This window comes from Spirillospora sp. NPDC048911 (assembly GCF_043198015.1).
Lineage (GTDB): Bacteria > Actinomycetota > Actinomycetes > Streptosporangiales > Streptosporangiaceae > Spirillospora.
On sequence record NZ_JBICUD010000006.1, the window covers coordinates 1 to 23,300 of the forward strand.

Below are 23,300 nucleotides of genomic sequence, written 5' to 3' on the forward strand. Positions count from 1 at the left end.
TCCATCTCGGCCAGCCGCGCCATCTGGACCGCGCGCTGCCGCTCCATGTCCGCCCGGTCGCGGTGCTCCCGGACGACCATCGCGGTGAGCACCGGGCCCCCCCCCCCCCCCCCCCCCCCCCCGCCCGCCCCCCCCCCCCCCCCGCGGGGGGGGGGGGGGGGCGCGCCCCCCCCCCCCCCCCCCCCCCCCCCGCCACAAGCGCATCTAGCGGATCAGCGGCGGCGACGGCGGTCCCGGCGTCCCACCGGGCGCCGCCAGGACAGGCCGGTGCCGGGGATGCGGAACGTCATCTCCCGGCGGCCGTCCGCCGTGCGGGTGTAGCGGGCGCCGCGTCCGCCGACGCTGTGTCCGACGCCCGACTTGGACAGATTGATCCGGAAGGGACCCATCTTGATTGACTTTCGATAACCCCAGCCCATCGTTCCTCCTGATCGACTCGAGGACGTTCGCTGGGATGCCCCGGAGCGCGGCGGATCACCCGCACCGCCACAAAACAGACAGATCAGAACCCTCGAAGAGGGCGGCCCGGAACCGCAACGGCAAGAACGACCAAAACCGGCCATGGTTACTGGAGCCTGGGATATTTACCTGAAGCCGGACAACGAGGAACCTGTGCCTCCGTAGAGATCACCCTTTCGATTCCCCTCCGGAGGTGCGGGTTGCCCAGGAGATCCCTGAGACGAACCCCGCAGACGATCGCGATCGCCGTGCTGTCCAGTGCGGCGTTGATCGGCGCGGGCGGCGTCGCCGACGCCCAGGCCGCGGCGCCCAAGATCGTGGTGAAGGACGGCGTCACGCAGCCGGTCTTCTCCTACAAGGACGCGATCCGCGAGTACGTGTACGTGGAGTCGTCGCTCGACAGCGACGGCGACGGCAAGCGCGACCGCGTCCGGGTCGACATCGTCCGGCCCAAGGAGACCCAGAACGGGCTCAAGTCACCGGTCATCATCGACAACAGCCCGTACTTCGACAACCTCGGCCGAGGCAACGAGTCCGAGCACAAGACCTACGACGCGGCGGGCAATCCCCTCAAGTTCCCGCTGTTCTACGACAACTACTTCGTGCCGCGCGGCTACGCCTACCTGGCGATCGACATGATCGGCACCACCAAGTCCGACGGCTGCCCGGGCACCGGGCAGGTCCAGGACATCGCGGGCGGCAAGGCCGTCATCGACTGGCTGAACGGGCGGGCCACCGGATACGGCGCCGACGGCAAGAAGGTCAAGGCGAGCTGGCACAACGGCCGGTCCGGCATGATCGGCAAGTCGTACGACGGCACCCTCGCCAACGGCGTGGCGGCGACCGGCGTCAAGGGCCTGTCGACCATCGTGCCGATCTCGGCGATCAGCAGCTGGTACGAGTACATCCGCAGCAACGGCGCCAAGTTCGCCGACAACTACCACGACTACCTGGCCAAGGTGGTCGACAGCGACCCCGACGCCAAGTGCGAGGCCGTCCGCCAGGCGCTGCACGTCGGCGAGGACGACGCGACCGGCAACTACAACAAGTTCTTCGCCAACAGCAACTACCGGCACGGCACCTACGGCGACGTCCGCAAGGTCCGCGCCAGCGTCTTCGTCATCCACACCGTGAACGACCTCAACGTTCAGCCGGTGCACTTCTCGCGCTGGTGGGACGGGCTGAAGAAGCAGGGCGTCAAGCGGAAGATCTGGGTGGGCCAGTACGGCCACACCGACCCGTTCGACTTCCGCCGCGAGACGTGGGTGCCGACGCTGCACCGCTGGTTCGACAGCGAGCTCTTCAAGATCAACAACGGGATCCACCGCACGCCCAAGGCCGACGTCGAGACCGCGCCGGGCCAGTGGATCAAGCAGCCGGACTGGCCCGCCAAGTCCCGCGAGGTGACCCTCCACCCGGGCGCCGACGGCACGTTCGGCCTGAAGACCGCGCCCAAGGGCAGCACCGCCTCGTTCACCGACACCGCGGCCTCCGAGGCCGACCTGGTCGCCGACCCGACGACGGCCAAGCCGTACCGCCTCGCGTACGTGTCGCAGCCGCTGCCGGGCGACGCCCGCCTGTCGGGCACCCCGGTCGCCGACCTCAAGGTCAAGCTCGACAAGCCGACGAGCAACCTGACCGCGATGCTGGTGGACTACGGCACCGACGCCCGCGTCGACTACCTCGGCGCGCGCGGCGGCCTCGACGAGCTGCCCACCGAGACGTGCTGGGGTGAGAGCACCGCGGCCGACGACGCCTGCTACAGGCAGACGCCGATCCGCACGGTCACGAGCCCGGTGAACGTCGTGGCACGCGGTTGGATCGACGCCCAGAACCGCCTGTCCCTGACCGACCCGACCCCGCTCACGCCCGGCAAGTTCCACCGCGTGAAGTGGCAGACCCTCCCGCAGGACTATGTCTTCAAGAAGGGTCACCGCCTCGCCCTGGTGATCGCGGGCACCGACACCGACTACCTCGCCGAGAACGCGACCGGCGCCCAGGTGACGGTGGACCTCGCGGGCAGCGGCATCAGCGTCCCGGTCGTCGTCGGCGGCTCCGCCGCCTCGGCGCTCGCCACCCCGCAGACCAGGTCCGCCTGGCGCGGCCCGGTCAACGTCACCATCCCCGTCCAGTCCCGCGAACTGAAGTAACGAACCTCGACCCGGGCCGCCGTCCCCACCAGGGGCCGGCGGCCCACCCACGTCCAGAACACCCCCACCCGGCAACACACCCAGGCGCGGCATACTCCCAGCGCTGCACCCGGGCCAGGCGCGGGCGTATGTGGCTTGCGGGGTCTCTGTGCTGCGTGGGGGCGGCCAGGCTCGGCCAGGAGGGCGGGGCTAGAGCGGCGGTCAGCAGCGGACTTCGCGACAGTTGGGGTGATGCGCGCGGAAGTTCGTGAACAGCTGTGGATGTACGGATCGAGGGCGCCGCGTTACGAGTGATGCCGGAGGCGATCGGACACGATCCCTGGAGGCACCCCCATGCCGTTCCCCTCACGTTCCCCGGCCCGGCGCGGCGCGCTCGCGCTCGGCCTCACGGTCGTTCTCGCGTCCTCGACGCTCGCCGCGCCGCCCGCGGCCCGGGCGGATCGCGTCCCCCCGAGGCTGGGCCCGGCCGCACCCGGCGAGTTCAAGGCGTTGCAGGACACCTCGGGCGGCCTGGGGCTGCCCGAGCGCGCATTGATCCAGGCCGGTGCCGCCGCGCGGCAGCGGCCCGGCATCGGCGTGCGATGGCGTCCGGAAGGGCCCGACAACATCGGCGGCCGGGTCACCGGCGTCGCGGTGGACCCGCGCCGGGCCGGCACCGTCTACGTCGCGGCGGCCAGCGGCGGCATGTGGAAGAGCACGGACCGGGGCCGCACGCTCACCGCGATCTGGCCCGAGTCGTATCCGCAGGCCATCGGCGCGGTCGCCACCGGCCCGGACGGCTCGATCTACGTCGGCACCGGCGAGGCCAACCCCGGCGGCGGCTCCATCACCTACGAGGGCGACGGGATCTACAAGTCCACCAACGGCGGCCGGACCTGGACGAACATCGGGCTCCGCCGCTCGGCCACGACCTCGCTCATCGCGGTCGACCCGGCGAACCCGAAGCGGATCTACGTCGCGGCGACCGGCTCGCTGTTCCGGCCGGGCGGCGAGCGCGGCGTCTACGTCTCGTCCAACGGCGGCCGCACCTGGACGCGAAGCCTGGACGTGCCCAACGACACGACGGGTGCCAGCGACCTGGCCATCGACCCGGCGAACCCCAAGCGCGTCTTCGCCACGCTGTGGGACCGGCGCCGCGAGCCCGACCTTCGCCGCTACGGCGGCACCGGCTCGGGCCTCTACCGCTCGCTCGACGGCGGCGCGTCCTGGAAGCGCCTCGACAACGTGACCACGCCGACGCCCGGTGACGACATCGCGCTGCGCAGCGACCCGCGGCTGGGCCGGATCGGCGTCGGCGTCGCGCCGTCGCGTCCGGACCGGGTGTACGTACTGACCTCGACGTACGGGCAGTTCGGCAACCACAAGGGCTTCTACGTCTCCGACGACGGCGGCGACTCGTTCGCGACGGCGGAGCTGCCGCCCGGCAACGTGCCGTTCTGGTGGACCGGCCATGTCTGGGTCGACCCGGCCGATCCCGAGCGAGTGCTCGTCCCCTCCGCCTCGCTCTGGGAGTCGACCAACGGCGGCAAGAGCTGGACGTCCAACGAGGGCATGCACGTCGACCATCACGCGATCGCCTGGGATCCCAAGGTGCCGGGCCGCGTGTACGAGGGCAACGACGGCGGCGTCTACCGTTCGGACTCCAACGGCCAGAGCAACACCTGGCAGATGGCGACGAACCACCCGTTCACCCAGTTCTACACGCTGACCGTCAGCGCGCAGGACGCCACGCGCATCGCCGGTGGCGCGCAGGACAACGGCTCCCTGCGCACATGGGGCGGCCCGCGCTGGAACGAGTTCCAGGGCGGCGACGGCGAGGCCAACGTCATCGACCCGGCCGACCAGAACATCGTCTACAGCTGCTACCAGTTCGGCTTCTGCTCGCGTTCGGCCGACGGCGGCGACACCCTCGTGGAGTTCCGCGGACTGGCCGACGCCGACCGCTACAACTGGCTCAGCCCGGTCGTCCTGCAGCCCGGCGCGACCGGCACCGTCTACTTCGGCAGCAACCGGCTCTACCGTTCGGCCAACGGCCTCGACTACGCGCCCATCAGCCCCGACCTGACCGGCGGCCCGGGACGCGACGAGGTGTACCCGTTCGGCACCCTCACCACGATCGCGCCGAGCGCCACCGACCCGCGGTCGATCCTGGTCGGCTCCGACGACGGCCGCGTCTCGGCCACGACGGACGGCGGCCAGAGCTGGCGCCTGCTCCTCAAGGACCAGCCTTGGGTGACCCGTGTGGCCGTCGACCCGCGCAACGCCCGCCGCGCGTTCGCCACCCTCTCGGGCTACCGCGCGCAGGGCACGGGCGGCCACGTGCTGCTCACCACCGACGGCGGCGCCACCTGGCGGGACGTCACCGGCACGCTTCCCCAGGCACCGGTGAACGACATCGTCATAGGCCCGGCCGGAATCCTGTTCGTGGCGACCGACGTCGGCGTCTACGCGGGTGCCCCGTCGGGCCGCTTCTGGCTGCGCCTGGGCGACCTGCCCCTGGCCCCCGTGAACGACATCGAGTTCAACGCCACGTCCGGCCGCCTCTTCGCGGCGACCTTCGGCCGCGGCATCTACAGCACCCAGATCACCCCGGCCATCCGATCCCGCCTCCTCCAAACCCCCTGACCACCAGGAGGAACCCGGTCACCAGCGTTTGGTGTAGTCCTTTCCGCGCTTGATCAGGGACAGGTAGTGCTTCCTGTCGCCGGGCGTGGCGCCTTCCACCGAGGAGGTGAACGAGCCGTACGGGTTGGCGTCCTGCTGGACGTTCGAGAGTTTGGGAAGGCTGCCGCGCAGAGTCAGATGCCAGACCGCGGCGTCCGCGTTGACGTGGATGTCGTAGAGATCAGGGCAGTTGTCGAACTCCAGGCGTTCGGGAAAGGCGCCCGAGTAGTCCTCGTCGATTCCGGTGTGGAACTTGCTGAGCGGGGAGCCGGGGCCGGCATAGAGCGAGTCGGCATGGACGACGCAGTCCTCGAAGGACAGGACGCGCAGGCGTGATCCGGTGTCGAGGCGGATGTCCCTGACCTCGCCCTTGTACTCCGACTCGCGCAGGTACAGCTCTTCCAGGGCCGGGTGGGTGAACACCGAGGCGTTCACAAGCCCGTCGCGGACGGCCAGGTAGCGCAGGTTGGGGCACGACGCGGCGAGGTCGAGCGCGCTCAGGTCAACGGTGGTGAAGCGGTACGACCTGATGGTGAGCTTGTCGAGCAGGCGGCCGTGCTCCGACAGGAACTCCATGAGCCGAGCGAGCTCGACCTCGGGCAGTTCCTCTGCCAGCAAGGCGACCTTTCCCTCCTCGATGCCGGTGACGTCGTCCAGCCGATCAAGACGGCCTGGCCTGATGTGCCACACATGCTCGCCCGGTGGCAGCACACGCGGCAGGAGGAAGGCGCCGAGCGTCGGGGCGAGATAGGTCAGGGTGTGATCCGGGGAGACGCGGTAGATCTCGCCGGTCGCCCCATCGACGGCGGCCTCTCCGCCGTCGTCGAGGCGGCCGAGGATGTACAGGCCGTCGCCCAGGCCCGGAGGCAGGCGGTCGCCGGGCAATCCTCGGTGACCGCCGAGCTCATAGGGACGCAGGGTCTCGGAGTACGCCTCCAGATCCAGCTCGAAGCCGTCCGCGGCGCGGGGAAGACCGACCTCGCGCAACAGCGAGCGCAGCCGCGGCTCGGCGATCTCGCCGGGCAGCTTGTGGTCGTCGAGCCGCCGGGGGTGGACGCCTCGCATCTCGAAGATGGTGGTGAGATCGGCCAGGTCGCCTTGAGCGGTGGGAGGAGGGCCGGGCGGGCGTACGGCTGCGCGGGCGTTGCGGTGGTACGTGGTCTCCGCGGCGGCGGCCAGCTCGGGAAGCCGCGCGAAACGCGGATCCGTACGAAGCGGATGCAGATCCAGGTCTTCGACGATCTCGTTCGCGAGCCAGGGGCTCAGCCGCACCGCCTGTTCGAGGCTGTCCAGGGCCGGGCCGTGCTCTCCGGTGAGCATCTGCGCGTAGCCCAGGAAGTACCACAGCTCACCGTCGGCGTGGAGCTCCGTCGCCTCAGTGAGCACCTCGACCGCTTCCGCCGCCCGGCCGGACTTCGCCAAGATCAGCCCCCGCCAGGCCCAGCAGGTGACATGCGCCGGATCCTCCGTCGTGCCACGCGTGAAGGCCGCGATGGACTGCTCCACGTCCCCGATCACCCAGTTGAGCACCAGCCCCCGCAGGCGGTGGGACTCCCCCGTGACACCGCCGCCCGCGGCCGCGCGCTCCAGATCGTCCAGAGCCGCGTGCGGGTTCAGATACCGCCGGAGCCAACCGCGGCACATCAGCGGCAGCCCGCCCGCGACACCGAGCTCGGCGGCCTTACCGAACGTGGTCACCGCGAGATGGGGCAGCTGCGCCTTCACCGCGGCGAACCCGGCGGCCAGCCACCTGTCGCCGTCATCCGGATGCGCGCGTACCTCCGCGGCCGCCTCCTCCAGCGTCAGGCCGGTGTCGCGGGAGGGGGCGACCTTGACATCCTCGCCGAACCGCATCCGAGCGAGCGTCCACCGCTGCCCCCTCCAGTAGTGGACGGCCGCGGCCGCCACCAGCCCTTGGCACAGCCGGTCGAACGGCTCCCCGGCCAAGAGATCGGGGGCGCTTCGCCGGATCAGCGCGAGCATCTCCTCAAGCTGATCATCGTGGTCGTCGAACGGCAGCTCCGGGCCCGTCGCACCGGTCACGTCGATCATGAGATTCCACGTCTCGGCCACCGTCCCGGCGGTCTCCGGGAACGCGCACCGCCACCACAGCGCCTCGGGAAGCTCGGGATCGCCGGTCAGCACGTAGGCGATGTGGTGCCTGACCTTCGCCGGGCCGCTCAGGGCCGCCATCCACAAGACCCGCAGACCCGGTTCGGGCTTGGTCGCGGCGCGAGCGGTGGTATCGCGCCAGCCCGCGTCGCGCAGGGAGTCGAGCGTCCGCGCCGCCCGCCGCTGGGTTTCGGGACGCGGCTCCGCGGTCAACGATCCGAGCAGCGTTGTGACCAGCGGCTGGAGGTCTTCGCCGGGCCCGTCGGCCTTTCGGCGACCGACACCGCCGCCGAGCGGCCACCATGGTCCCGTCGCCTCGCGGACCCACACCGGCGTCTCATGCCGCACCCGGTCGAGCCATGGCACGACCGCGCCGGCCGCCACCATCGCCGGACCGGCGAGAGCGAGATCGGCGATGCGCTCGAACCAGTCGCCGCCCGTGTGCCTGCTGGTGTTCTCGAAGCCGACGGCGAACGAGATCCGGCGCCCCGCAGGCTCCCACGTCACGCACAGCAGCTCACGATCTGGAAGGCCGTCGCCGCCGGCCACGGCGAACGCCTCCGCCCCGTCCGGCTCCCGGAACACGTCGCCGTCCGCGCCGCGCGTCCAACCCGCCGTGAGCGCCCTCTCCTCGAAGACCTTCCGCACCGCTACGCCGCCTTCTATCCAGTTGTCAGAGAAATCGAGCACACTGACGCGAGCCACATCCCCGGGCTCCGCGCCTTCGTGATCTTAAGACCGCGCGTGCGCCCCGGGCAGGGTGTTGCGGCGAGGTCAGTCTTCTTCTTTGCGGGCCTTGCTCGGCTGGACGCGCTTGGGCTCGCCGGCCATCTTGGGGTAGTTGGGCGGGTAGGGGGCGTCGCCGAGGCCGTGGTCCTTCTCGTCGCGGTCGGCCATCTCCAGGAGCGGCTCCAGGGAGAACGCCTGGTCGTCGATGGTGGCGTGCAGGTCGCCCACCTCGGCGAAGCGGGCGGGCATGGTGGCGATGGTGAAGTCCTCGGGCTCGACGTCCGGGAGCTCGTCCCAGGTCACGGGCGCGGAGACGGGCGCGTGCGGGAGCGGCCGGATGCTGTAGGCCGAGGCGATCGTCCGGTCGCGCGCGTTCTGGTTGAAGTCGATGAAGACCTGCTCGCCGCGCTCTTCCTTCCACCACTTGGTGGTGACCAGCTCGGGGACCTGGCGTTCGACCTCACGGCCGAACGCCAGGGCGGCGCGGCGGACGTCGGTGAACGTCCAGCGGGGCTCGATGCGCACGTAGACGTGCAGGCCGCCCTTGCCGGACGTCTTGGCGAAGCCGGTGTAGCCCAGCTCGTCCAGCAGGTCGCGGGCGGGGCCGAGGGCGACCTTGACCGCGTCGCCGAAATCGGTGCCGGGCTGGGGATCGAAGTCGATGCGCAGCTCGTCGGGGTGGTCGACGTCGTCGCGGCGCACCGGCCAGGGGTGGAACGTCAGCGACGCGAGATTGGCCGCCCAGGCGATCACGGCCACCTCGGTCGGGCACACCTCGTCGGCGGACCGGCCGCTCGGGAACTCGATCCGGGCGGTCTGCACCCAGTCGGGCGCGCCCTTGGGCACGCGCTTCTGGTAGAAGCCGTCGGACTTTCCGGCTCCCATGCCCGCCTGGCCGCGCGCGTAGTCCATGCGGGTGGCCATCTTGGCGCCCTCGAAGAAGCCGCCGGGCCACCGTTCGAGCGTGGTGGGGCGGTCGCGCGTGGCGCGGAGGATGCCGTCTCCGACCGCGATGTAGTACTCCACCATCTGGCGCTTGGTGTAGCCGCGTTCAGGAAAGAGCACTTTGTCGGGATTGGACACTTTGACGAGCCGATCCCCTACCGGGATCTCGATGAACGGCGAGGCCATACACGCACGTTAACCCACGGGTCCGACATGATCAGGTACCCGTCCCGTAACGGCCGCCGCCGCCCGCTCCCCCCATGCCGCGCGTTCCGGCGCCCGCGAGGTACCGTCGAAGGCATGGAGAAGATCCACAAGAGCGACGAGGAATGGCGGGCCTCGCTGAGCCCCGAGGAGTACCACGTGCTCCGCGAGGCGGGCACCGAGCGTCCCTTCACCGGCGAGTACACCGACACCAAGACGGTCGGCGTCTACCGCTGCCGGGCCTGCGGCACCGAACTGTTCCGCTCGGACGCCAAGTTCGACTCGCACTGCGGCTGGCCGAGCTTCTTCGAGCCGTCCAAGTCCGAGGCGGTCACCCTGCTGGAGGACCGGTCGCTGGGCACGGTCCGCACCGAGGTGCGGTGCGCCACCTGCGACTCGCACCTGGGCCACGTGTTCCACGGCGAGGGCTACCAGACCCCGACCGACGACCGTTTCTGCATCAACAGCATCAGCCTGACCCTGGAGCCCGCCGAGTAAGCACGCCCCGCACGTTCCGCACGCCCGCGCCCGCGTGGCCTTGAGGCTTCGGATGCGGGTCAGCGCGTCTCGTCTACGCCGCAGTCGTCCTTGTCGCTCTGCTTGTTGGCGAGCACCACCATGCCGTTGTCCTCGCTCTTGCCATGGACGAAGACGCGGGGGGCCGTCTCACCGCCGTCACGCAGGAACTGCGTGGTCCACTCGCAGAGGGACTTGGCGGGTGCGGAGTTCTCGTCGCCCTCTTCGAGATCGGTGTAGACGCGCAGGAACGTGCCGCTGCGGCGGACGTCCTTGACGTGCTTGGTGACCTTCTTGTCCGGGTCCTTGCTCTCGAAGAAGGGCATCGCGTCCGGGACCTCGTCCGGGTCGGCACCGTCCGTCTCGGCACCGTCGGACGGACTGGCGGTGGCGGCGGACTTGCTCTTCTGCGCGGCGATGGCGGCCCGGGGCGCGCGGTCGTCGCCCGTCGCCGCCGAGAGCCCGGCGAGCCCGGCCACGCCGAGCAGCGCGACCGAGGCCGTGCCGGTCCCGATGACGATCAGCCTGCGCCGCCCGGGCTCCCCCATGGCGTTCTTGATCATGCGGTCCCAGCGCGTGGCGAACTCGGACGGCGGCTTGGCATGCCGGCCACGGGCATGCTTGGGGGGAGCTTTGGTCACGGCCAGCACTTTACTGGCCTTTTGCCTTCCGTTCCTCCCAGATTGGACAATCTTGGACCGTACGACGCACCGGTTACAGAAGGGCCATGACAAGGGCTACGGAGAGCCCGGCGAGGGCTATGGAAGGGCCCGGACGAGCACTACGGAAGGGCCCGGACGAGCTCCGCGATCGGCTTGCGGCGGCCGGTGTAGAAGGGAACTTCCTCCCGGACGTGGCGCCGCGCCGTGGAACCGCGGAGGTGGCGCATCAGGTCGACGATGCGGTGCAGCTCGTCGGCCTCGAACGCCAGCATCCACTCGTAGTCGCCCAGCGCGAACGAGGACACGGTGTTGGCCCGCACGTCCGGGTAGCCGCGCGCCATCTTGCCGTGCTCGGCGAGCATGGCGCGGCGCTCCTCGTCCGGCAGCAGGTACCACTCGTACGAGCGGACGAACGGGTAGACGCACACGTAGTCGCGCGCCTCCTCCTCGGCCAGGAACGCCGGGACGTGGCTCTTGTTGAACTCGGCCGGCCGGTGCAGCGCCATCTGCGACCAGACCGGCTCGCTGGCGCGGCCGACGGCGGTCCGGCGGAACCGGCTGTAGATCTCCTGCAGGTCGTCGGACGTCGCCGCGTGCCACCAGAACATGTAGTCGGCGTCGGCCCGCAGGCCGGACACGTCGTACAGGCCGCGCGTGGTCACGTCCTTCTCCGCCGCCTGGTCGAGCAGGTCCTGCACCTCGGCGGCGTCCTGCTCGCCGATCTGGCCCGGGTTCTTGACCCGGAAGACCGACCACATCGTGTAGCGGATGACCTGGTTGAGATCGCGTGCCTTCGGCTTAGCCGCCCGCTGCGGCTCCTGCTCCGTCGCTGCCATGGCTCAATTCTCCCCGACTGTCGAGATGGTCCAGCACCCGGGCCGCCGCGGCGCGCGCCGTGGCGATGCAGGCCGGGACGCCCAGCCCGTCGTACGCGGCGCCCGCGACCGCCAGGCCGGGCTGCCCGGCGACGGCCGCCCGGATGCGCGCGACCCGGTCGGCGTGGCCGACGTTGTACTGCGGGAGCCCGCCGCCCCAGCGGGTCACCCGGGTCTCCAGCGGCAGTTCGGCGACCCCGCAGGTGGCCGCCAGCTCGGTCATCGCCGCCGCCTTCAGATCGTCGTCGGCGCGCTGGAGGGTGTGCTCCTCGCCGAACCGCCCGATGGAGCAGCGGACGACGATCATCTCGGGCGCCCTGTCGCGCAGGTGCGGCCACTTGACCGAGCTGAACGTGACGGCCTTGACCTCGCGGCCCTCCACGGCTGGCACGAGATAGCCCGATCCGCGCGGCAGCCTGCGGAAGGCGGACGTGGCGTACGCGAGTGTGACGATCGCCATGCTCGCGTACTCGATCCGCCGCAGCTCCCGGGCCGCGGCCGGGACGTCCTCGGCGAGCAGGCGGGCCGCCGGGGCCGCGGGCACCGCGATCACCACGCCGTCGGCGTCCATGATCTCGGGATCGCGGGCCGAGCCGAGCGTCAGCCGCCAGCCGTCCGGGCGGCGCCGCAGCTCGCGCACCATCGTGCCGGTGCGGATCGTTCCACCGCCGCCGGTGATCGCCTCGGTCAACAGCCCAGGCAGCGTGCCCAGCCCGCCCGGCAGCGTCGCGAAGACCGGCCCGGCGTTCTTGGGCGCCGCGTCCCGCACGCCCCTCGCCGCCGAGATCAGTGACCGATGGACGCGTGCGGCCGTCGCGATCGCGGGCAGCGTCGACTCGAACGAGAGCTCCTCGACGCGCCCCGCGTACACCCCGCCCAGCAGCGGCTCGACCAGCCGGTCGACGACCTCGCGCCCCAGCCGCGCGCCGACGTAGTCGGCGACCGAGACGTCGGTGCCGTGCGGCGTCTCCGGCAGGACGAGATCGAGCGGGACGCGCGCCATCCCCGCAGGCGACAACACCTGCGAGGCCGCGAGCGCGCGCAGGTCGGACGGGACGCCCATCACCTGCCCGGCCGGCATCGTGCGCAGCGCCCCGTGGCTGAGGATCGCGGCGGTGGTCGTGCCGGGGTTGACCAGTTCGTCCCCGTGGCCGAGCTCGCGGACGAGCTCAAGGCCCTCTGGGCGGCGCGCCAGCATCGACTCGGCGCCCTCGTCCACCGGCAGGCCCGCGATCTCGCTGATGCGCAGCTTGCCGCCGACCAGCGGCGAGCCCTCCAGCACGGTCACCCGCACGCCGCCACGGCTCAGCAGGCGGGCGGCGGCCAGCCCGGCGACGCCGCCCCCGACCACGACGACGTGCGCCGCGCCCCGCGCGGCGCCGGCGGGTCTCCGAGAGGTGGTCATGGCCTCCACGATCCCAGATGCCGGCCCGCACCCGGTAACGGGGCGCCCCTTCGCGGAGCGTCCATCCGGCGTCTTCGTGGAGCGCCACCCGGCGCCGTGATCCGAGCGCACTCTCATCGTGGCCGTATCGCGACCCTCGGAGCGGAACGGTGATCTGCGACACACCGTCGAAACGCCATGCAGACCGTCACAAGAGCCAGATACGCGCTGTGTGCCGTCGTCCTGTTGCTGGCCGGCGGACTGCTGGCCGGCTGCGCGGGCGACGCCTCCGACGAGTCGGGAAGCGCCTCGTCCGCACGCAATTCGGCGCCGCAGCCGGCGCAGGCCTCCGGCGCTCCCGGTTTCTCCGGGGGTGCCTCCGACTCGTCCGGCACCCAGAAGCGGCAGGCGAACGGGGCGAATCCCGCGAAGCTCGAGCCCTACCCGGCCGGCCGGGCCGTCATCTACCAGTCGGACCTGCGGGTGCGGGCCAAGAACGTGGAGGCCGCCACAGCGCGGGCCAAGCAACTCGTCACGGCGGCGGGCGGCTACGTGGACAACGAGTCGTCCACGAGCGAGCCGGTGGGCGCCACCATCACGTTCAAGATCCCTGCCGACCGCTACCCGGCCGTCCTGGACCAGCTCGCCGGGCAGCTCGGCACCAAGCTCTCCTTGCGGCAGCAGGCCGAGGACGTCACCGGCGAGGTCGCCGACGTGGACAGCAGAGTCCGTTCGGCGCAGGCCACGCTCGGCTCGTTCCGCAAGCTCCTCGACAAGGCCCGCACGGTCGGCGAGGTGATGAACGTGGAGCAGGAGATCTCGCAGCGCCAAGCGGACCTGGAGGCTCTCCAGGCCCGCCAGAAGTCGCTCCAGCAGCGCACGCGCTTCGCCACGGTCTCGCTCGCCGTGGAGGCACCGAAAGCCGGGCAGAAGAGCAGCAAATCCCGAGAGGGTTTCCTGGGCGGGCTTGAGGGCGGATGGGACGCGTTCACCGCGTTCGTCAGCGGGTTCCTGCTGGTCCTCGGTTGGCTGCTGCCGTTCCTGGTCCCGCTGAGCGTCGTCGCCGCAGGCGCGCTGGCACTCCGGCACCGTCTGAAGCGGGAGAAATCACCCTCGTCCTCGTAGCCAGGTTGCGCCTGACTCAACGCTCGGCGGAAGCCTCGTGGACGAGGTCGGTGAGGCGGGCCAGCACGTCGGGGTTGGTGGACGGCGGAACGCCGTGGCCGAGGTTGAAGATGTGGCCCTCGGCCGTACGTCCACGGGCCAGAACATCGCGGGCCCGCTGTTCGACGACCTCCCACGGGGCGAACAGCAGCGCCGGGTCGAGGTTGCCCTGCAGCGCCTTACCGGCCTCCACACGATGCACGGCCTCGTCCAGGGGCACCCGCCAGTCGACGCCGACGACGTCGGCACCGGCCTCCCCCATCAGGCCCAGCAGCTCACCCGTGCCCACGCCGAAGTGGATCCGCGGGACGCCCAGGGACTCGATCGCCTCGAAGATCTTGCGGCTGTGCGGCAGGACCGACTCGCGGTAGTCCTGCGGGCCGACCGCGCCCACCCACGAGTCGAACAGCTGGATCGCGCTCGCGCCCGCCTCGATCTGGACCTTGAGGTAGTCGATCGTCATGTCGGCCAGCCGGTCCATGAGCTCGGCCCACAGCTCCGGCTCGCCGTACATCATGGCCTTGGTGTGGTCGTGGTTCTTGGACGGCCCGCCCTCGATGAGGTACGAGGCCAGCGTGAACGGGGCGCCCGCGAAGCCGATCAGCGGCGTCGAGCCGAGCTCGCCCACCAGCCCCCGGATCGCCTCGGTGGTGAACGGCACGTCGCCCGGAGTCAGCCGGCGCAGCCGTCGCACGGCCGCCTCGTCCCGGATCGGGTCGGCGATCACCGGGCCGACGCCGGGCTTGATGTCGAGGTCCACGCCGATGGCCCGGAGCGGCACGACGATGTCGCTGAAGAAGATCGCCGCGTCCACCCCGTACCGCCGGACGGGCTGCATCGTGATCTCGACGATCATGTCCGGCCGGGCGCAGGCCTCCAGCATCGGCACGCCCTCGCGCACCCGCAGGTACTCCGGCAGCGAGCGGCCCGCCTGCCGCATGTACCAGACGGGGGTGTGCGGCACCGGCAACCGGCGGCACGCCCGCACGAAAGCGCTGTCCTCCGGACCGGAGGCTTCCTTCGAACCAGCAACGTCAACAGCCACGTGCCGATGGTCCCACGAACTCACCGCCGCCACGCACCAGGGTGAGACCTCCCGCCCATGACGCGCAAGGCCAGCGCGAGACCGGCGCGCGGGCGTTGCGAGACCGAGTGCGGGCGATGTGCGTGCAACGTCGGTTCTGACGTATACCGTGGCGCGGGTCCGGACGACGGATCGCGGCACAGAGGGGTCGGAGAGCGGGGCCGTGGCGTGCGCGGGGGACGGCCGGGAGGTACGAAGTTCCGGACACGCCGAGCGAAGTCCCGCATTCTGTCCCTGGCTCATGCCAACGTGATCCGTGTCATAGCCGAGGGAGGTCCCCCTTGTACTGCTCCACCTGCGGTGATGAACGCCTGTTCGAGCAGCCGCCCTGCCAGGACGGGCACGGCGCCGATTGCCCCGAGCGGATGTGCACGGATTGCGGCACGGCGATGCTGATCGGTCTGCCGGTGCCCTCACCCGCGACCCTCGAGAGCGCCGCGAAGCACGACGCCCCGTCCGCCGCCGAGCGGGCCGCCTGAACGGCGTGACCCACGAACCGAAATCTGAGCCGTGCCTCCTTCCCCGCCCCCACCGCCCGTCGCCCCGCCTCGAAAGCCGTCGCACGGCGGTCCCGCCGGCCGTGACGCCGCCGGCCGGCCAGGCGCCGCCGCAGGCCCCCTCGACCTCGGACCGCCCGGAAAGCCGGGCGCCGTCGGGGAGCCCGGCGTGGCGCCGCCCGGCTCCGCGCGTCCTCCGATCTACGCTCGCCAGATGGCCGGTCCTGGCATGACCCCTCCCCCGTTCCAGCGGGCCGTCGACACGCTGCAGGCGATCCTCGACGGTCCCCAGCTCCGTCCCGAACTCGAACTGGAGGACATGCCCGCGCCCCAGCGGCTGGCGCCGTACTCGGCCGCGATAGCCGGCAGCGTCTACCGCGAGGACGACTCCGAGGTCGCGATGGGCCGCCTGATCGTCCTGTACGACCCGGAGGGCCGCAGCGGCTGGAGCGGCGAGTTCCGCATCGTGGCCTACATCCGGGCCGATCTGGAGCCGGAGATCGCCGCCGACGAGCTGATCGGCTCGGTGGCGTGGAGCTGGCTGCTGGAGGCGCTGGAGCCCGCCGGGTACGCCGGGGTGTCCGGAACGATCACCCGCGCGGTCTCGGAGAGCTTCGGCGACAAGAGCGACGAGCCGTCCACGACCGAGCTCGAACTGCGCGCGTCATGGTCTCCGACCGGCGAAGATCTCATCGGCCACGTGGCCGCCTGGTGCGAGGTCATGTGCACCACGGCGGGCCTGCCGCCCACCGGGATCAGCGCTCTGCCGGACCGTGAGGGCGGAAGGTCGAAGTGAGCGACGTACGGTAGGGGACGTGGGTAGCGCAGCGTCCGGAACCGAGGCGGCAGGCGAGAGCACGGAGATCGCAGCAGTGTCCGACACCCAGGAGGCCCCGTCCGGCGAGACCGGGCCCGGCGGTGATACGTCCGCCGACGGCAGGCCGACGGCCCCCGGAACGCCCGGGGCGCCCGCCGGCTCCGCCGGGCTGCCCGTCGCAGCCCAGGCGCAGACCAGCGGAGTGAAGGCACAGACCGGCGCCGGGGCCGCCGCCTCGGAAGCCGGGGGTGGCTCGGAAACCGTGAGTGGCCCGGTAGGCGCTTCCGGTGACGCGGCCGTCGCGGCGGGCGAGCCCGGAGACGAGGCCGTTGAGGCGGCCGTGCCGTTGCTGGAGCCGCGTGACGGCGTGCCGCCCGTCATCGAGACCGCCGCGGATCTGGAACGTGTCATCGCCGCGTTCGCCGCCGGTACCGGCCCGGTCGCCGTCGATGCCGAACGCGCCTCCGGCTACCGCTACGGGCAGCGTGCGTACCTCATCCAGCTGCGCCGCCGCGGCGCGGGCAGCGCCCTGATCGACCCCGTCGCGCTGCCCGATCTGTCCGAGCTGGGCGCCGTGCTCGACGGCACCGAGATGGTGCTCCACGCCGCCAACCAGGACCTGCCCTGCCTGGCCGAGGTCGGTATCGTGCCGAGCCGCCTGTTCGATACCGAGCTGGCCGGACGGCTCCTCGGCCACCCGCGGGTCGGGCTGGGCTCGATGGTCGAGAACGTGCTGGGCTACGTCCTGGAGAAGGGCCACTCGGCGGCCGACTGGTCGACGCGTCCGCTCCCCGAAGACTGGCTGCGGTACGCGGCGCTGGACGTCGAGCTCCTGGTCGAGCTGCGGGACGCGCTCCACGCCGAGCTGGCGGCCTCCGGCAAGCTGGAGTGGGCGCTGGAGGAGTTCGCCGCGATCCTCACCACGCCGCCCAAGCAGCCGCGCCCCGACCCCTGGCGCCGCACGTCCGGCATCCACCGCGTCCGCAACCGCCGTTCGCTGGCGGTCGTGCGCGAGGTGTGGGAGACCCGCGACAGGATCGCCCAGGAACGCGACCTCTCGCCCGGCCGGGTGCTGCAGGACGCCGCGATCGTCGAGCTCGCGCTCAACTCGCCCAAGTCCCCCGCCGATCTCCAGGCCCTGCCCACCATGCGGGGCCGGGGCGCCCGCCGTCACCAGACCGCCTGGCTGCGCGCGGTCTCCAAGGCCCGGAGCCTTCCTGATCGGGCCCTCCCGGAGTCGAACCTGCCGGGTGACGGCCCGCCGCCCGCCCACCGCTGGGCCGAGCGCGACCCCGAGGCGGCCAAGCGGCTCGCCGCCGCCAAGGCCGTCGTCGCCGCTCTCGCCGACGAGCACACCATGCCCACGGAGAACCTCCTGCAGCCCGACTCCGTCCGCCGCCTCTCGTGGACGCCGCCGGCCGACAGCACCCCCGAGGCGATCGCCGCGATCCTCAGCGAGCTCGGCGCCCGGCCGTGGCAGGTCGACCTGGTCGCCACGCCGCTGGCCAAGGCGTTCGTCCGCCTCGAATGCAAGGGCGACCTCTGACCGCGGCGAATGTCCGGGGATGATCTCTGAATGACGAGTCGTCCCTTTGGGGGGCTGTCGACGGGGCATGGACGGGATTAGGTTAGGTTTACCAAACCGTCCGCACGCCGTCGTGAGGCCGGGACGCGTCCGTTCGCCGCCGGGAGGCCTTCCCGAGGCCCGACCCCCTGAGGACCTCAGCCATGTTCCTGGGCAACTTCCTCATCGGCCTGCGGGAGGGGCTCGAAGCCGCCCTGGTCGTGAGCATCCTCATCGCCTACCTGGTGAAGACCGGCAACCGGCGGGCCCTGATCCCCGTGTGGACGGGCATCGCGGTGGCGGTGGCGCTGGCGGTCGGGTTCGGCATCGCGCTCAGCGCGGCGTCGGCCGAGATGCAGTTCAAGACCCAGGAGCTGGTCGGCGGCCTGCTGTCGATCGTCGCGGTCGCCCTGGTCACCTGGATGGTCTTCTGGATGCGGACGGCGGCCCGCCACATCAAGGCCGACCTCGAGGGCAAGCTGGAGGACGCGCTCAAGCTCGGCCCGCTCGCCCTCACGCTGGTGGCGTTCCTCGCCGTCGGCCGCGAGGGCCTGGAGACCGCGCTCTTCCTCTGGACCAACATCAACAACTCGTCCGAGGGCTCCACCCAGCCGATCATCGGGGCGTTCACCGGCCTCGCCGTCGCGGTCGTCCTCGGCTACCTGCTCTACATCGGCGGGCTCAAGCTCAACCTCAAGCGCTTCTTCACCTGGACCGGCGCGGGCCTGATCGTCGTCGCCGCCGGGGTCTTCGGCTACGGCTTCCACGACCTCCAGGAGGCCGACGTCCTGCCCGGCCTGAACTCGATCGCGCTGGAGCCGCACGAGTTCTTCGCGCACTTCGGCTCGGCCGGCGACTGGCTGCAGACCGTCTTCCAGGGCGTCCTGAACGTGACGCCGCAGATCACCTGGCTGCAGCTGATCATGTGGGCGGCGTACCTCGTCCCGGTGATGTACCTCTTCCTGCGGCCGACAGGGACGCCTTCCCCCAAGCCGGCCAAGGCCACCGAGACCGCCTCGTCCTGACCGGCCTTCAGAGGTCCGGAAGCGGATCCCGGGGCAGGCTGTCGCGCGCGAAGACCTCCGCGTCCGCCGCGTTGATCACCGCCACGTACTCGTCGTCGACCTCGAACGAGGCGCCCGAGAACTCGAACGACGCCCCCGAGCCGGTCTCCACCGGCCCGATCCGGGTGCCGCGGGGATAGCTGCCCCAGACGCTCCTGGGCTTGGTGCGGCTGAGCGCCCCGGTCGAGATCACCGCGACCTGGCTGTCGGTGACCACGAAGATGAACCCGGCCCCGCCCCCGTAACTGAACGCGGGGAAGATGTAGCGGATCTCGTCCTCGATGCCCAGGAACTCTCGGCAGCGGTCGCGAAGCGGACGTGGTACGGGCATGACGGCGGAAGCACCTCCCCCGGGGAACGGTCCTCGTTGGGCAAAAACCTACCCCGGCGGGCCCCTCGGAGCCGACCTCCACGCCAATCAACCCCCAACTCTTTCGATCATGTCTCCCACCCCCGCCCGCGGCCCCCGCCGACCACCCATCTCGTCCCAGAAAATCCGCGACCGCCCGCCCCCACGCAGCGAATCGCCCGCCATCGCACAGCAGACCGGCCGCCCGCGCGCAGCGGACCACCCACCGTCGCGCAGCAGATCTCCACACCCCGCGCGGAGCCTCCCGCGGCCCATCGACGGCGCGTGGCTCAGACGGTGGCCAGGGCGGCGGTAGGGGCCAGCCGGGCGGCGCGCATCGCGGGGTAGAGCCCGGCGACCGTGCCGATGGCGAGGGTGGCCACGAGCGCACCGCCGAGGGACCAGGAGGGCACGACCGGCGGCCAGCCCCGGTACACGGCGAACCCCACGGTGACGACGCTGCCGAGCACCACACCCACAACACCGCCGAATGCCGACAGCAGCAGCGACTCGGCCAGGAACTGCACCCGCACCTGCCCCCTCGTCGCCCCCAGAGACCGGCGCAGCCCGATCTCGCGCCGCCGTTCGAGCACCGAGATCACCATCGTGTTGGCGACGCCCACGCCGCCCACCAGCAGAGCCACCGCCCCCAGCCCCAGCAGCAGGCTGGTGAACGCGCCGGCCGCCGCCGCCTTGGCCTCCAGCGCGTCCGAGGGACGGCTGACCTCGACCTCTTCGGGCTTCTCGGGGTTGACCGTCCGGGCTAGGACGTCCCGCACGTCGCCCACGGCCGCGTCCGCCGACCGTTCATAGATCATCGTCGGGTGCCGGTCGAAGCCCAGATACCTCTCGGCGGCGTCCCATCCCACCAGCGCAGAACGGTCGATCTCGGGCGCCAGCTCGGCCGACCGCAGGATCCCGATGACACCGAACCACCGGTCGCCGATCCACACCTGGCCACCGACCCGGTCGAAACCCATCCTGCGCGCCGCCTCCGACCCCAGCACCACCGCCGGATACCGCCCCGTGCCCGCGTTCAGCCACGTCCCCGCCCTCACCCGGACGTTCAACGTGCCCAGCAGGTCTCCCGAGGCCGCCTGCACGGCGATGCCGCTCGTCACTTCCTCCGCGATCCTGTCGGTACGCCGCATCGACGCGTCCACCGTTCCCGTGGCGCCGACAGACGTCACAGGCCCGATCCGCGCGACCATCTCAGGAGCGTTCTCGGGCAGCTTCGCGTTCTCGCCGAAGAGCGTGTCGCCCGGCGACACCGTCAGCAGATTGGTGCCGAGCCGGTCGATACGCCGCAGCAGTTCCTCCTTGCTCGACGACGAGATCCCGATGACGGACACCATCGTGGCGATCCCGATGGCGATCCCCAGCGCCGACAACACCACCCGCGTCGGCCGTGCCCTGAGCCCGCCCAGCCCGACCCGGACCACGTCCCGCCCGTTCAGCCGCGCCGGCGCCAGCCCGCTCATGAGACGTACGCCCGCTCGTCCGCGACGATCAGCCCGTCCCGCACCCGCACCCGCCGCGGCGCCCACGCCGCGACCTCCATGTCGTGCGTAATAACGGCGACAGTCGTCCCACTCCGATGCAGCTCACCGAGCAGTTCCAACACACCCTCCCCCGCCGCCGAGTCGAGATTCCCCGTCGGCTCATCGGCCAGCAGCAAATCCGGCTCGCCGACGACAGCCCGCGCAATGGCGACTCGCTGCCTTTCACCACCAGACAACTCATTCGGCCGGTGCCGAACCCGCGCCCCCAGCCCGACCCGCTCCAACGCGGTACCGGCCCTCGTCCTCCGCTCCTTCAACGGAACGCCCGAATACAGAAGCCCATCGGCGACATTGTCAAGCGCGCTGGCGCCCTCCGCCAGGTGAAACTGCTGGAAAACGAACCCGATATGCCTTGCCCGCAACGCCGACAACTCCCGATCGCTCAATTCAGCGACCTCGTGCCCGGCAATACGGACCACACCCGCGCTAGGACGATCCAGCGTCCCGACCATATGGAGCAACGTGGACTTGCCCGACCCCGAAGGCCCCACGATCGCCGCCAGCTCACCCCTCTCCACAACCAGGTCAACCCCTCTGAGAGCGGCCACCCCACCCGGATACTCCTTGGTCACACCGCTCAGCTCCACAATGGTCATGAAACCGGCACCCCGACCTTCATGCCTTCCTTGAGGGCGCCGCGAACCTCCACCCGGCCGCCCCCGAACGCCCCGGTGGTGACAGCAACGACCCGCCGAGCGCCGCCCTCCACCACCTCAACCCCGAAGCCGCCCTCCTTCAAGGCAAGCAGCGCCTCGACAGGCACCGACAGCACACCCTTCGTCCGCTCGCTCTCCAGCTCCACCGTCACAGGCGCCTGATCCAACCGCCCGGTCTTGGCGCCCTTCTCCAGGACGACCTCCACGTCCACAGTGGTCTTGGCGTTCTGATCCGACCCCGTCTTCTCCGCGACGCTCCCCACCTTGGAAATGTGCCCCCGCACCACATTTCCGTCCGGCAGTTCAACCTCCACCCTCGCGTCCTTCCGCGCGAGGTCCTGCTTTTCCGCCTCCAAATCAACATGCACAACTCTTTGAAGGCCGGTAACCGACATCACGGCCTGCCCCGCGACCCTCTGCCCCTCCCCCACCCTCACGTCCTTGACGCGCACGGCCCCCGGCAGAAAAACGACCTGCCCGACCTCAACAACCCCGGAGACCGCCAACCCCCGATCGTCCTGCCACTCCTCGACAGCCGCCGCCGTAGCCCCCGTGAACTCCTCATCCACGGTCAGCGCGCCATACCCCAGCACCTCCAGATTCCTTTCCAACTGCTCGACATCACTCCCCTCCACCCCCTCCTTGAGAGCCCGATACATGGGCTCACTCCCGTAGAAAAGAGTGACCGGCTTGCCATCGACCTTGAGCAGCGCCTTCCCCCGCCGCACAACACTCCCTTCCTCAGGCACCCTGGTAACGGTCCCCGTCACCCCCATAACAGAGCGCTCATCCTCATAAGTGAGCGTCCCGTCGACCTTCTCGCTATCCACAAGATCGCCCCGGACAACCTGAGCGGTCTCCAACTCCTTCGCGTCCGCCGTGGCCTCAGAGCGATCCCGGCTGAGCCCGAACCCCAGCCCACCTCCCGCAACAACGACGACGCCCACAATCCCCGCCGCCATGACCCGCCTCACTTGCGCCCCACATTCGGCATGAGGCCCCTACAAGCTTCCCGAGCCTTCCGCGCCTTCTCCTCACTGACGCCCGTAGGCATCTTGAAGAACCCGTCAGGCCCCGGGTCCGGCATGTCGACCCCGTTCTGCCGCATGCACTGCGCGAACTTGGTCATCGCGTCCCGCACCTTGGGGTCCTTGAGATCAGGCATCTTCCCGCCCGCCTCAAGGAAGGGCCGGCACTTCTTCATGGCCCCCTCGAGCTTGCTCCGATCGATCCCCTTACCGAGCCTGACGTCCCGCCGGTCAGTTCCGGGCTTCGGATCCGGAACGTTGACCCCGTTCTCCCGCATGCACTGAGCGAACTTGAGGTCCGCCTCCTCAGCCGAGAGCGACGCCGAAGGAGAAGCCGAAACAGCCGTCCCTCCAGCCGAAGCGACGCCGCTCCCCTCCGCACCCCCACAGCCCGCCAGAACAAGCCCCAAGGCCACCAGCCCCAAAACCCGCATCGCCGATCTCCTCCCGCCAAGGCCACACACCCCGGCAAGAAGCCATCCGACAACCCAAGGGGTTAAACCCGCATTAGCCCCCGGTAGCGGCGACATGAGGGCTCTAGGCGGGTTTCGAATCGCCGCGCTGGTGCCGCTGGCGTTGACGGTCGCCGGAACCTGATCAAGGGGAGCGGGACGATCCGGGATCTGACGCCCGGGAACGACGCCGTCGCGGTTCAGACGTTCATCCAGCGTCGGGGTAACGGGCGCTGGGTGGACGTCGTGCGCGGTCGGCGGGTGGCCGGGAACAACGTCGCCACCAGCAACATCGGCTGGCGGCGGTGCGTCGACGGGAAGGTCTACCGGGTGACGTTCAGTCCCAGTATTTGCGGAGGGGCG

The 23,300-nt window shown here is 70.8% G+C and carries 20 protein-coding genes; 8 read left to right on the forward strand and 12 right to left on the reverse strand.

Going from position 1 to position 23,300, the window contains the following annotated elements:
- Positions 1-212: 212 nt before the first annotated feature.
- Entirely contained in the window at positions 213-419 is a 207-nt protein-coding gene (locus ACGFNU_RS26625; protein ID WP_392597789.1) for a DUF4236 domain-containing protein, read from the reverse strand.
- Between the two features lie 240 nt (positions 420-659).
- Here ACGFNU_RS26625 and ACGFNU_RS26630 point away from each other — a divergent pair, with 240 nt between their 5' ends.
- Together ACGFNU_RS26630 and ACGFNU_RS26635 are read left to right on the forward strand one after the other, a co-directional pair.
- Complete coding sequence (locus tag ACGFNU_RS26630; RefSeq protein ID WP_392597791.1) at positions 660-2,609, forward strand: Xaa-Pro dipeptidyl-peptidase; 1,950 nt, start codon at positions 660-662, stop codon at positions 2,607-2,609.
- Positions 2,610-2,942: 333 nt separating this feature from the next.
- Positions 2,943-5,234: a WD40/YVTN/BNR-like repeat-containing protein gene (locus tag ACGFNU_RS26635; protein ID WP_392597793.1), complete on the forward strand. Its 2,292-nt coding sequence runs from the start codon at positions 2,943-2,945 to the stop codon at positions 5,232-5,234.
- A gap of 18 nt (positions 5,235-5,252) precedes the next feature.
- Here the strand turns inward: ACGFNU_RS26635 and ACGFNU_RS26640 are convergent, their stop codons facing one another.
- Positions 5,253-8,033: a tetratricopeptide repeat protein gene (locus tag ACGFNU_RS26640; protein WP_392597795.1), complete on the reverse strand. Its 2,781-nt coding sequence runs from the start codon at positions 8,031-8,033 to the stop codon at positions 5,253-5,255.
- Positions 8,034-8,159: 126 nt separating this feature from the next.
- Entirely contained in the window at positions 8,160-9,245 is a 1,086-nt protein-coding gene (locus tag ACGFNU_RS26645) for a DNA polymerase domain-containing protein (protein ID WP_392597796.1), read from the reverse strand.
- Between the two features lie 114 nt (positions 9,246-9,359).
- Here ACGFNU_RS26645 and msrB point away from each other — a divergent pair, with 114 nt between their 5' ends.
- Complete coding sequence (msrB, locus tag ACGFNU_RS26650) at positions 9,360-9,761, forward strand: peptide-methionine (R)-S-oxide reductase MsrB (RefSeq protein WP_392597798.1); 402 nt, start codon at positions 9,360-9,362, stop codon at positions 9,759-9,761.
- Between the two features lie 59 nt (positions 9,762-9,820).
- On the opposite strand, the gene ACGFNU_RS26655 is transcribed toward msrB, so the two are convergent.
- The 3 genes from ACGFNU_RS26655 to hemG all read right to left on the reverse strand — a co-directional run bounded on the left by ACGFNU_RS26655 (position 9,821) and on the right by hemG (position 12,721).
- Positions 9,821-10,420 (reverse strand): hypothetical protein, encoded by a 600-nt coding sequence (locus ACGFNU_RS26655; RefSeq protein WP_392597800.1) that lies wholly within the window; start codon positions 10,418-10,420, stop codon positions 9,821-9,823.
- Positions 10,421-10,560: 140 nt separating this feature from the next.
- On the reverse strand, positions 10,561-11,277 hold the full coding sequence (hemQ, locus tag ACGFNU_RS26660; RefSeq protein ID WP_392597802.1) for a hydrogen peroxide-dependent heme synthase: 717 nt from the start codon (positions 11,275-11,277) through the stop codon (positions 10,561-10,563).
- Complete coding sequence (hemG, locus tag ACGFNU_RS26665; RefSeq protein ID WP_392597804.1) at positions 11,240-12,721, reverse strand: protoporphyrinogen oxidase; 1,482 nt, start codon at positions 12,719-12,721, stop codon at positions 11,240-11,242. The genes hemQ and hemG overlap by 38 nt, the downstream gene beginning before the upstream one ends.
- A 177-nt stretch (positions 12,722-12,898) precedes the next feature.
- Between hemG and ACGFNU_RS26670 the strand changes: the two genes are divergently transcribed.
- Entirely contained in the window at positions 12,899-13,825 is a 927-nt protein-coding gene (locus ACGFNU_RS26670) for a DUF4349 domain-containing protein (RefSeq protein WP_392597806.1), read from the forward strand.
- Between the two features lie 16 nt (positions 13,826-13,841).
- Here the strand turns inward: ACGFNU_RS26670 and hemE are convergent, their stop codons facing one another.
- Positions 13,842-14,852, reverse strand: coding sequence for a uroporphyrinogen decarboxylase (gene hemE / locus ACGFNU_RS26675; RefSeq protein WP_392598801.1), 1,011 nt, complete (start codon positions 14,850-14,852; stop codon positions 13,842-13,844).
- 377 nt (positions 14,853-15,229) lie between these two features.
- Here hemE and ACGFNU_RS26680 point away from each other — a divergent pair, with 377 nt between their 5' ends.
- The 4 genes from ACGFNU_RS26680 to efeU all read left to right on the forward strand — a co-directional run bounded on the left by ACGFNU_RS26680 (position 15,230) and on the right by efeU (position 18,851).
- A complete protein-coding gene (locus ACGFNU_RS26680) occupies positions 15,230-15,427 on the forward strand; it encodes a hypothetical protein (RefSeq protein ID WP_392597808.1) in 198 nt (65 codons plus the stop codon).
- 232 nt (positions 15,428-15,659) lie between these two features.
- Entirely contained in the window at positions 15,660-16,241 is a 582-nt protein-coding gene (locus ACGFNU_RS26685) for a DUF3000 domain-containing protein (protein WP_392597810.1), read from the forward strand.
- A 283-nt stretch (positions 16,242-16,524) separates the two neighbouring features.
- Entirely contained in the window at positions 16,525-17,808 is a 1,284-nt protein-coding gene (locus ACGFNU_RS26690) for an HRDC domain-containing protein (protein ID WP_392598803.1), read from the forward strand.
- Between the two features lie 182 nt (positions 17,809-17,990).
- Positions 17,991-18,851 (forward strand): iron uptake transporter permease EfeU, encoded by an 861-nt coding sequence (gene efeU / locus ACGFNU_RS26695; RefSeq protein WP_392597811.1) that lies wholly within the window; start codon positions 17,991-17,993, stop codon positions 18,849-18,851.
- 7 nt (positions 18,852-18,858) lie between these two features.
- On the opposite strand, the gene ACGFNU_RS26700 is transcribed toward efeU, so the two are convergent.
- The 5 genes from ACGFNU_RS26700 to ACGFNU_RS26720 form a co-directional block, all read right to left on the reverse strand.
- Positions 18,859-19,221, reverse strand: a complete 363-nt coding sequence (locus ACGFNU_RS26700) for a hypothetical protein (RefSeq protein ID WP_392597812.1) — start codon at positions 19,219-19,221, stop codon at positions 18,859-18,861.
- Positions 19,222-19,529: 308 nt separating this feature from the next.
- Positions 19,530-20,720, reverse strand: coding sequence for an ABC transporter permease (locus tag ACGFNU_RS26705; protein WP_392597814.1), 1,191 nt, complete (start codon positions 20,718-20,720; stop codon positions 19,530-19,532).
- The gene (locus ACGFNU_RS26710; RefSeq protein ID WP_392597816.1) at positions 20,717-21,397 is read right to left on the reverse strand and encodes an ABC transporter ATP-binding protein; all 681 of its coding nucleotides are present in this window, start codon (positions 21,395-21,397) and stop codon (positions 20,717-20,719) included. Before ACGFNU_RS26710 ends, ACGFNU_RS26705 begins: the two co-directional genes overlap by 4 nt.
- Entirely contained in the window at positions 21,394-22,419 is a 1,026-nt protein-coding gene (locus tag ACGFNU_RS26715) for a peptidoglycan-binding protein (protein WP_392597817.1), read from the reverse strand. Before ACGFNU_RS26715 ends, ACGFNU_RS26710 begins: the two co-directional genes overlap by 4 nt.
- Before the next feature lie 8 nt (positions 22,420-22,427).
- Positions 22,428-22,919 (reverse strand): hypothetical protein, encoded by a 492-nt coding sequence (locus ACGFNU_RS26720; RefSeq protein ID WP_392597818.1) that lies wholly within the window; start codon positions 22,917-22,919, stop codon positions 22,428-22,430.
- Between the last annotated feature and the right edge of the window lie 381 nt (positions 22,920-23,300).

Bases quoted from the DNA above. Each gene is read 5' to 3' on its own strand.
- ACGFNU_RS26670 (WP_392597806.1), top strand. From the start codon at position 12,899: ATGCAGACCGTCACAAGAGCCAGATACGCGCTGTGTGCCGTCGTCCTG.
- ACGFNU_RS26635 (WP_392597793.1), top strand. From the start codon at position 2,943: ATGCCGTTCCCCTCACGTTCCCCGGCCCGGCGCGGCGCGCTCGCGCTC.
- ACGFNU_RS26625 (WP_392597789.1), bottom strand. From the start codon at position 419: ATGGGCTGGGGTTATCGAAAGTCAATCAAGATGGGTCCCTTCCGGATC.
- ACGFNU_RS26720 (WP_392597818.1), bottom strand. From the start codon at position 22,919: ATGCGGGTTTTGGGGCTGGTGGCCTTGGGGCTTGTTCTGGCGGGCTGT.
- ACGFNU_RS26645 (WP_392597796.1), bottom strand. From the start codon at position 9,245: ATGGCCTCGCCGTTCATCGAGATCCCGGTAGGGGATCGGCTCGTCAAA.
- ACGFNU_RS26685 (WP_392597810.1), top strand. From the start codon at position 15,660: ATGGCCGGTCCTGGCATGACCCCTCCCCCGTTCCAGCGGGCCGTCGAC.
- ACGFNU_RS26705 (WP_392597814.1), bottom strand. From the start codon at position 20,720: ATGAGCGGGCTGGCGCCGGCGCGGCTGAACGGGCGGGACGTGGTCCGG.
- ACGFNU_RS26710 (WP_392597816.1), bottom strand. From the start codon at position 21,397: ATGACCATTGTGGAGCTGAGCGGTGTGACCAAGGAGTATCCGGGTGGG.
- msrB (WP_392597798.1), top strand. From the start codon at position 9,360: ATGGAGAAGATCCACAAGAGCGACGAGGAATGGCGGGCCTCGCTGAGC.
- hemG (WP_392597804.1), bottom strand. From the start codon at position 12,721: ATGACCACCTCTCGGAGACCCGCCGGCGCCGCGCGGGGCGCGGCGCAC.
- ACGFNU_RS26715 (WP_392597817.1), bottom strand. From the start codon at position 22,419: ATGGCGGCGGGGATTGTGGGCGTCGTCGTTGTTGCGGGAGGTGGGCTG.
- ACGFNU_RS26700 (WP_392597812.1), bottom strand. From the start codon at position 19,221: ATGCCCGTACCACGTCCGCTTCGCGACCGCTGCCGAGAGTTCCTGGGC.
- efeU (WP_392597811.1), top strand. From the start codon at position 17,991: ATGTTCCTGGGCAACTTCCTCATCGGCCTGCGGGAGGGGCTCGAAGCC.
- hemQ (WP_392597802.1), bottom strand. From the start codon at position 11,277: ATGGCAGCGACGGAGCAGGAGCCGCAGCGGGCGGCTAAGCCGAAGGCA.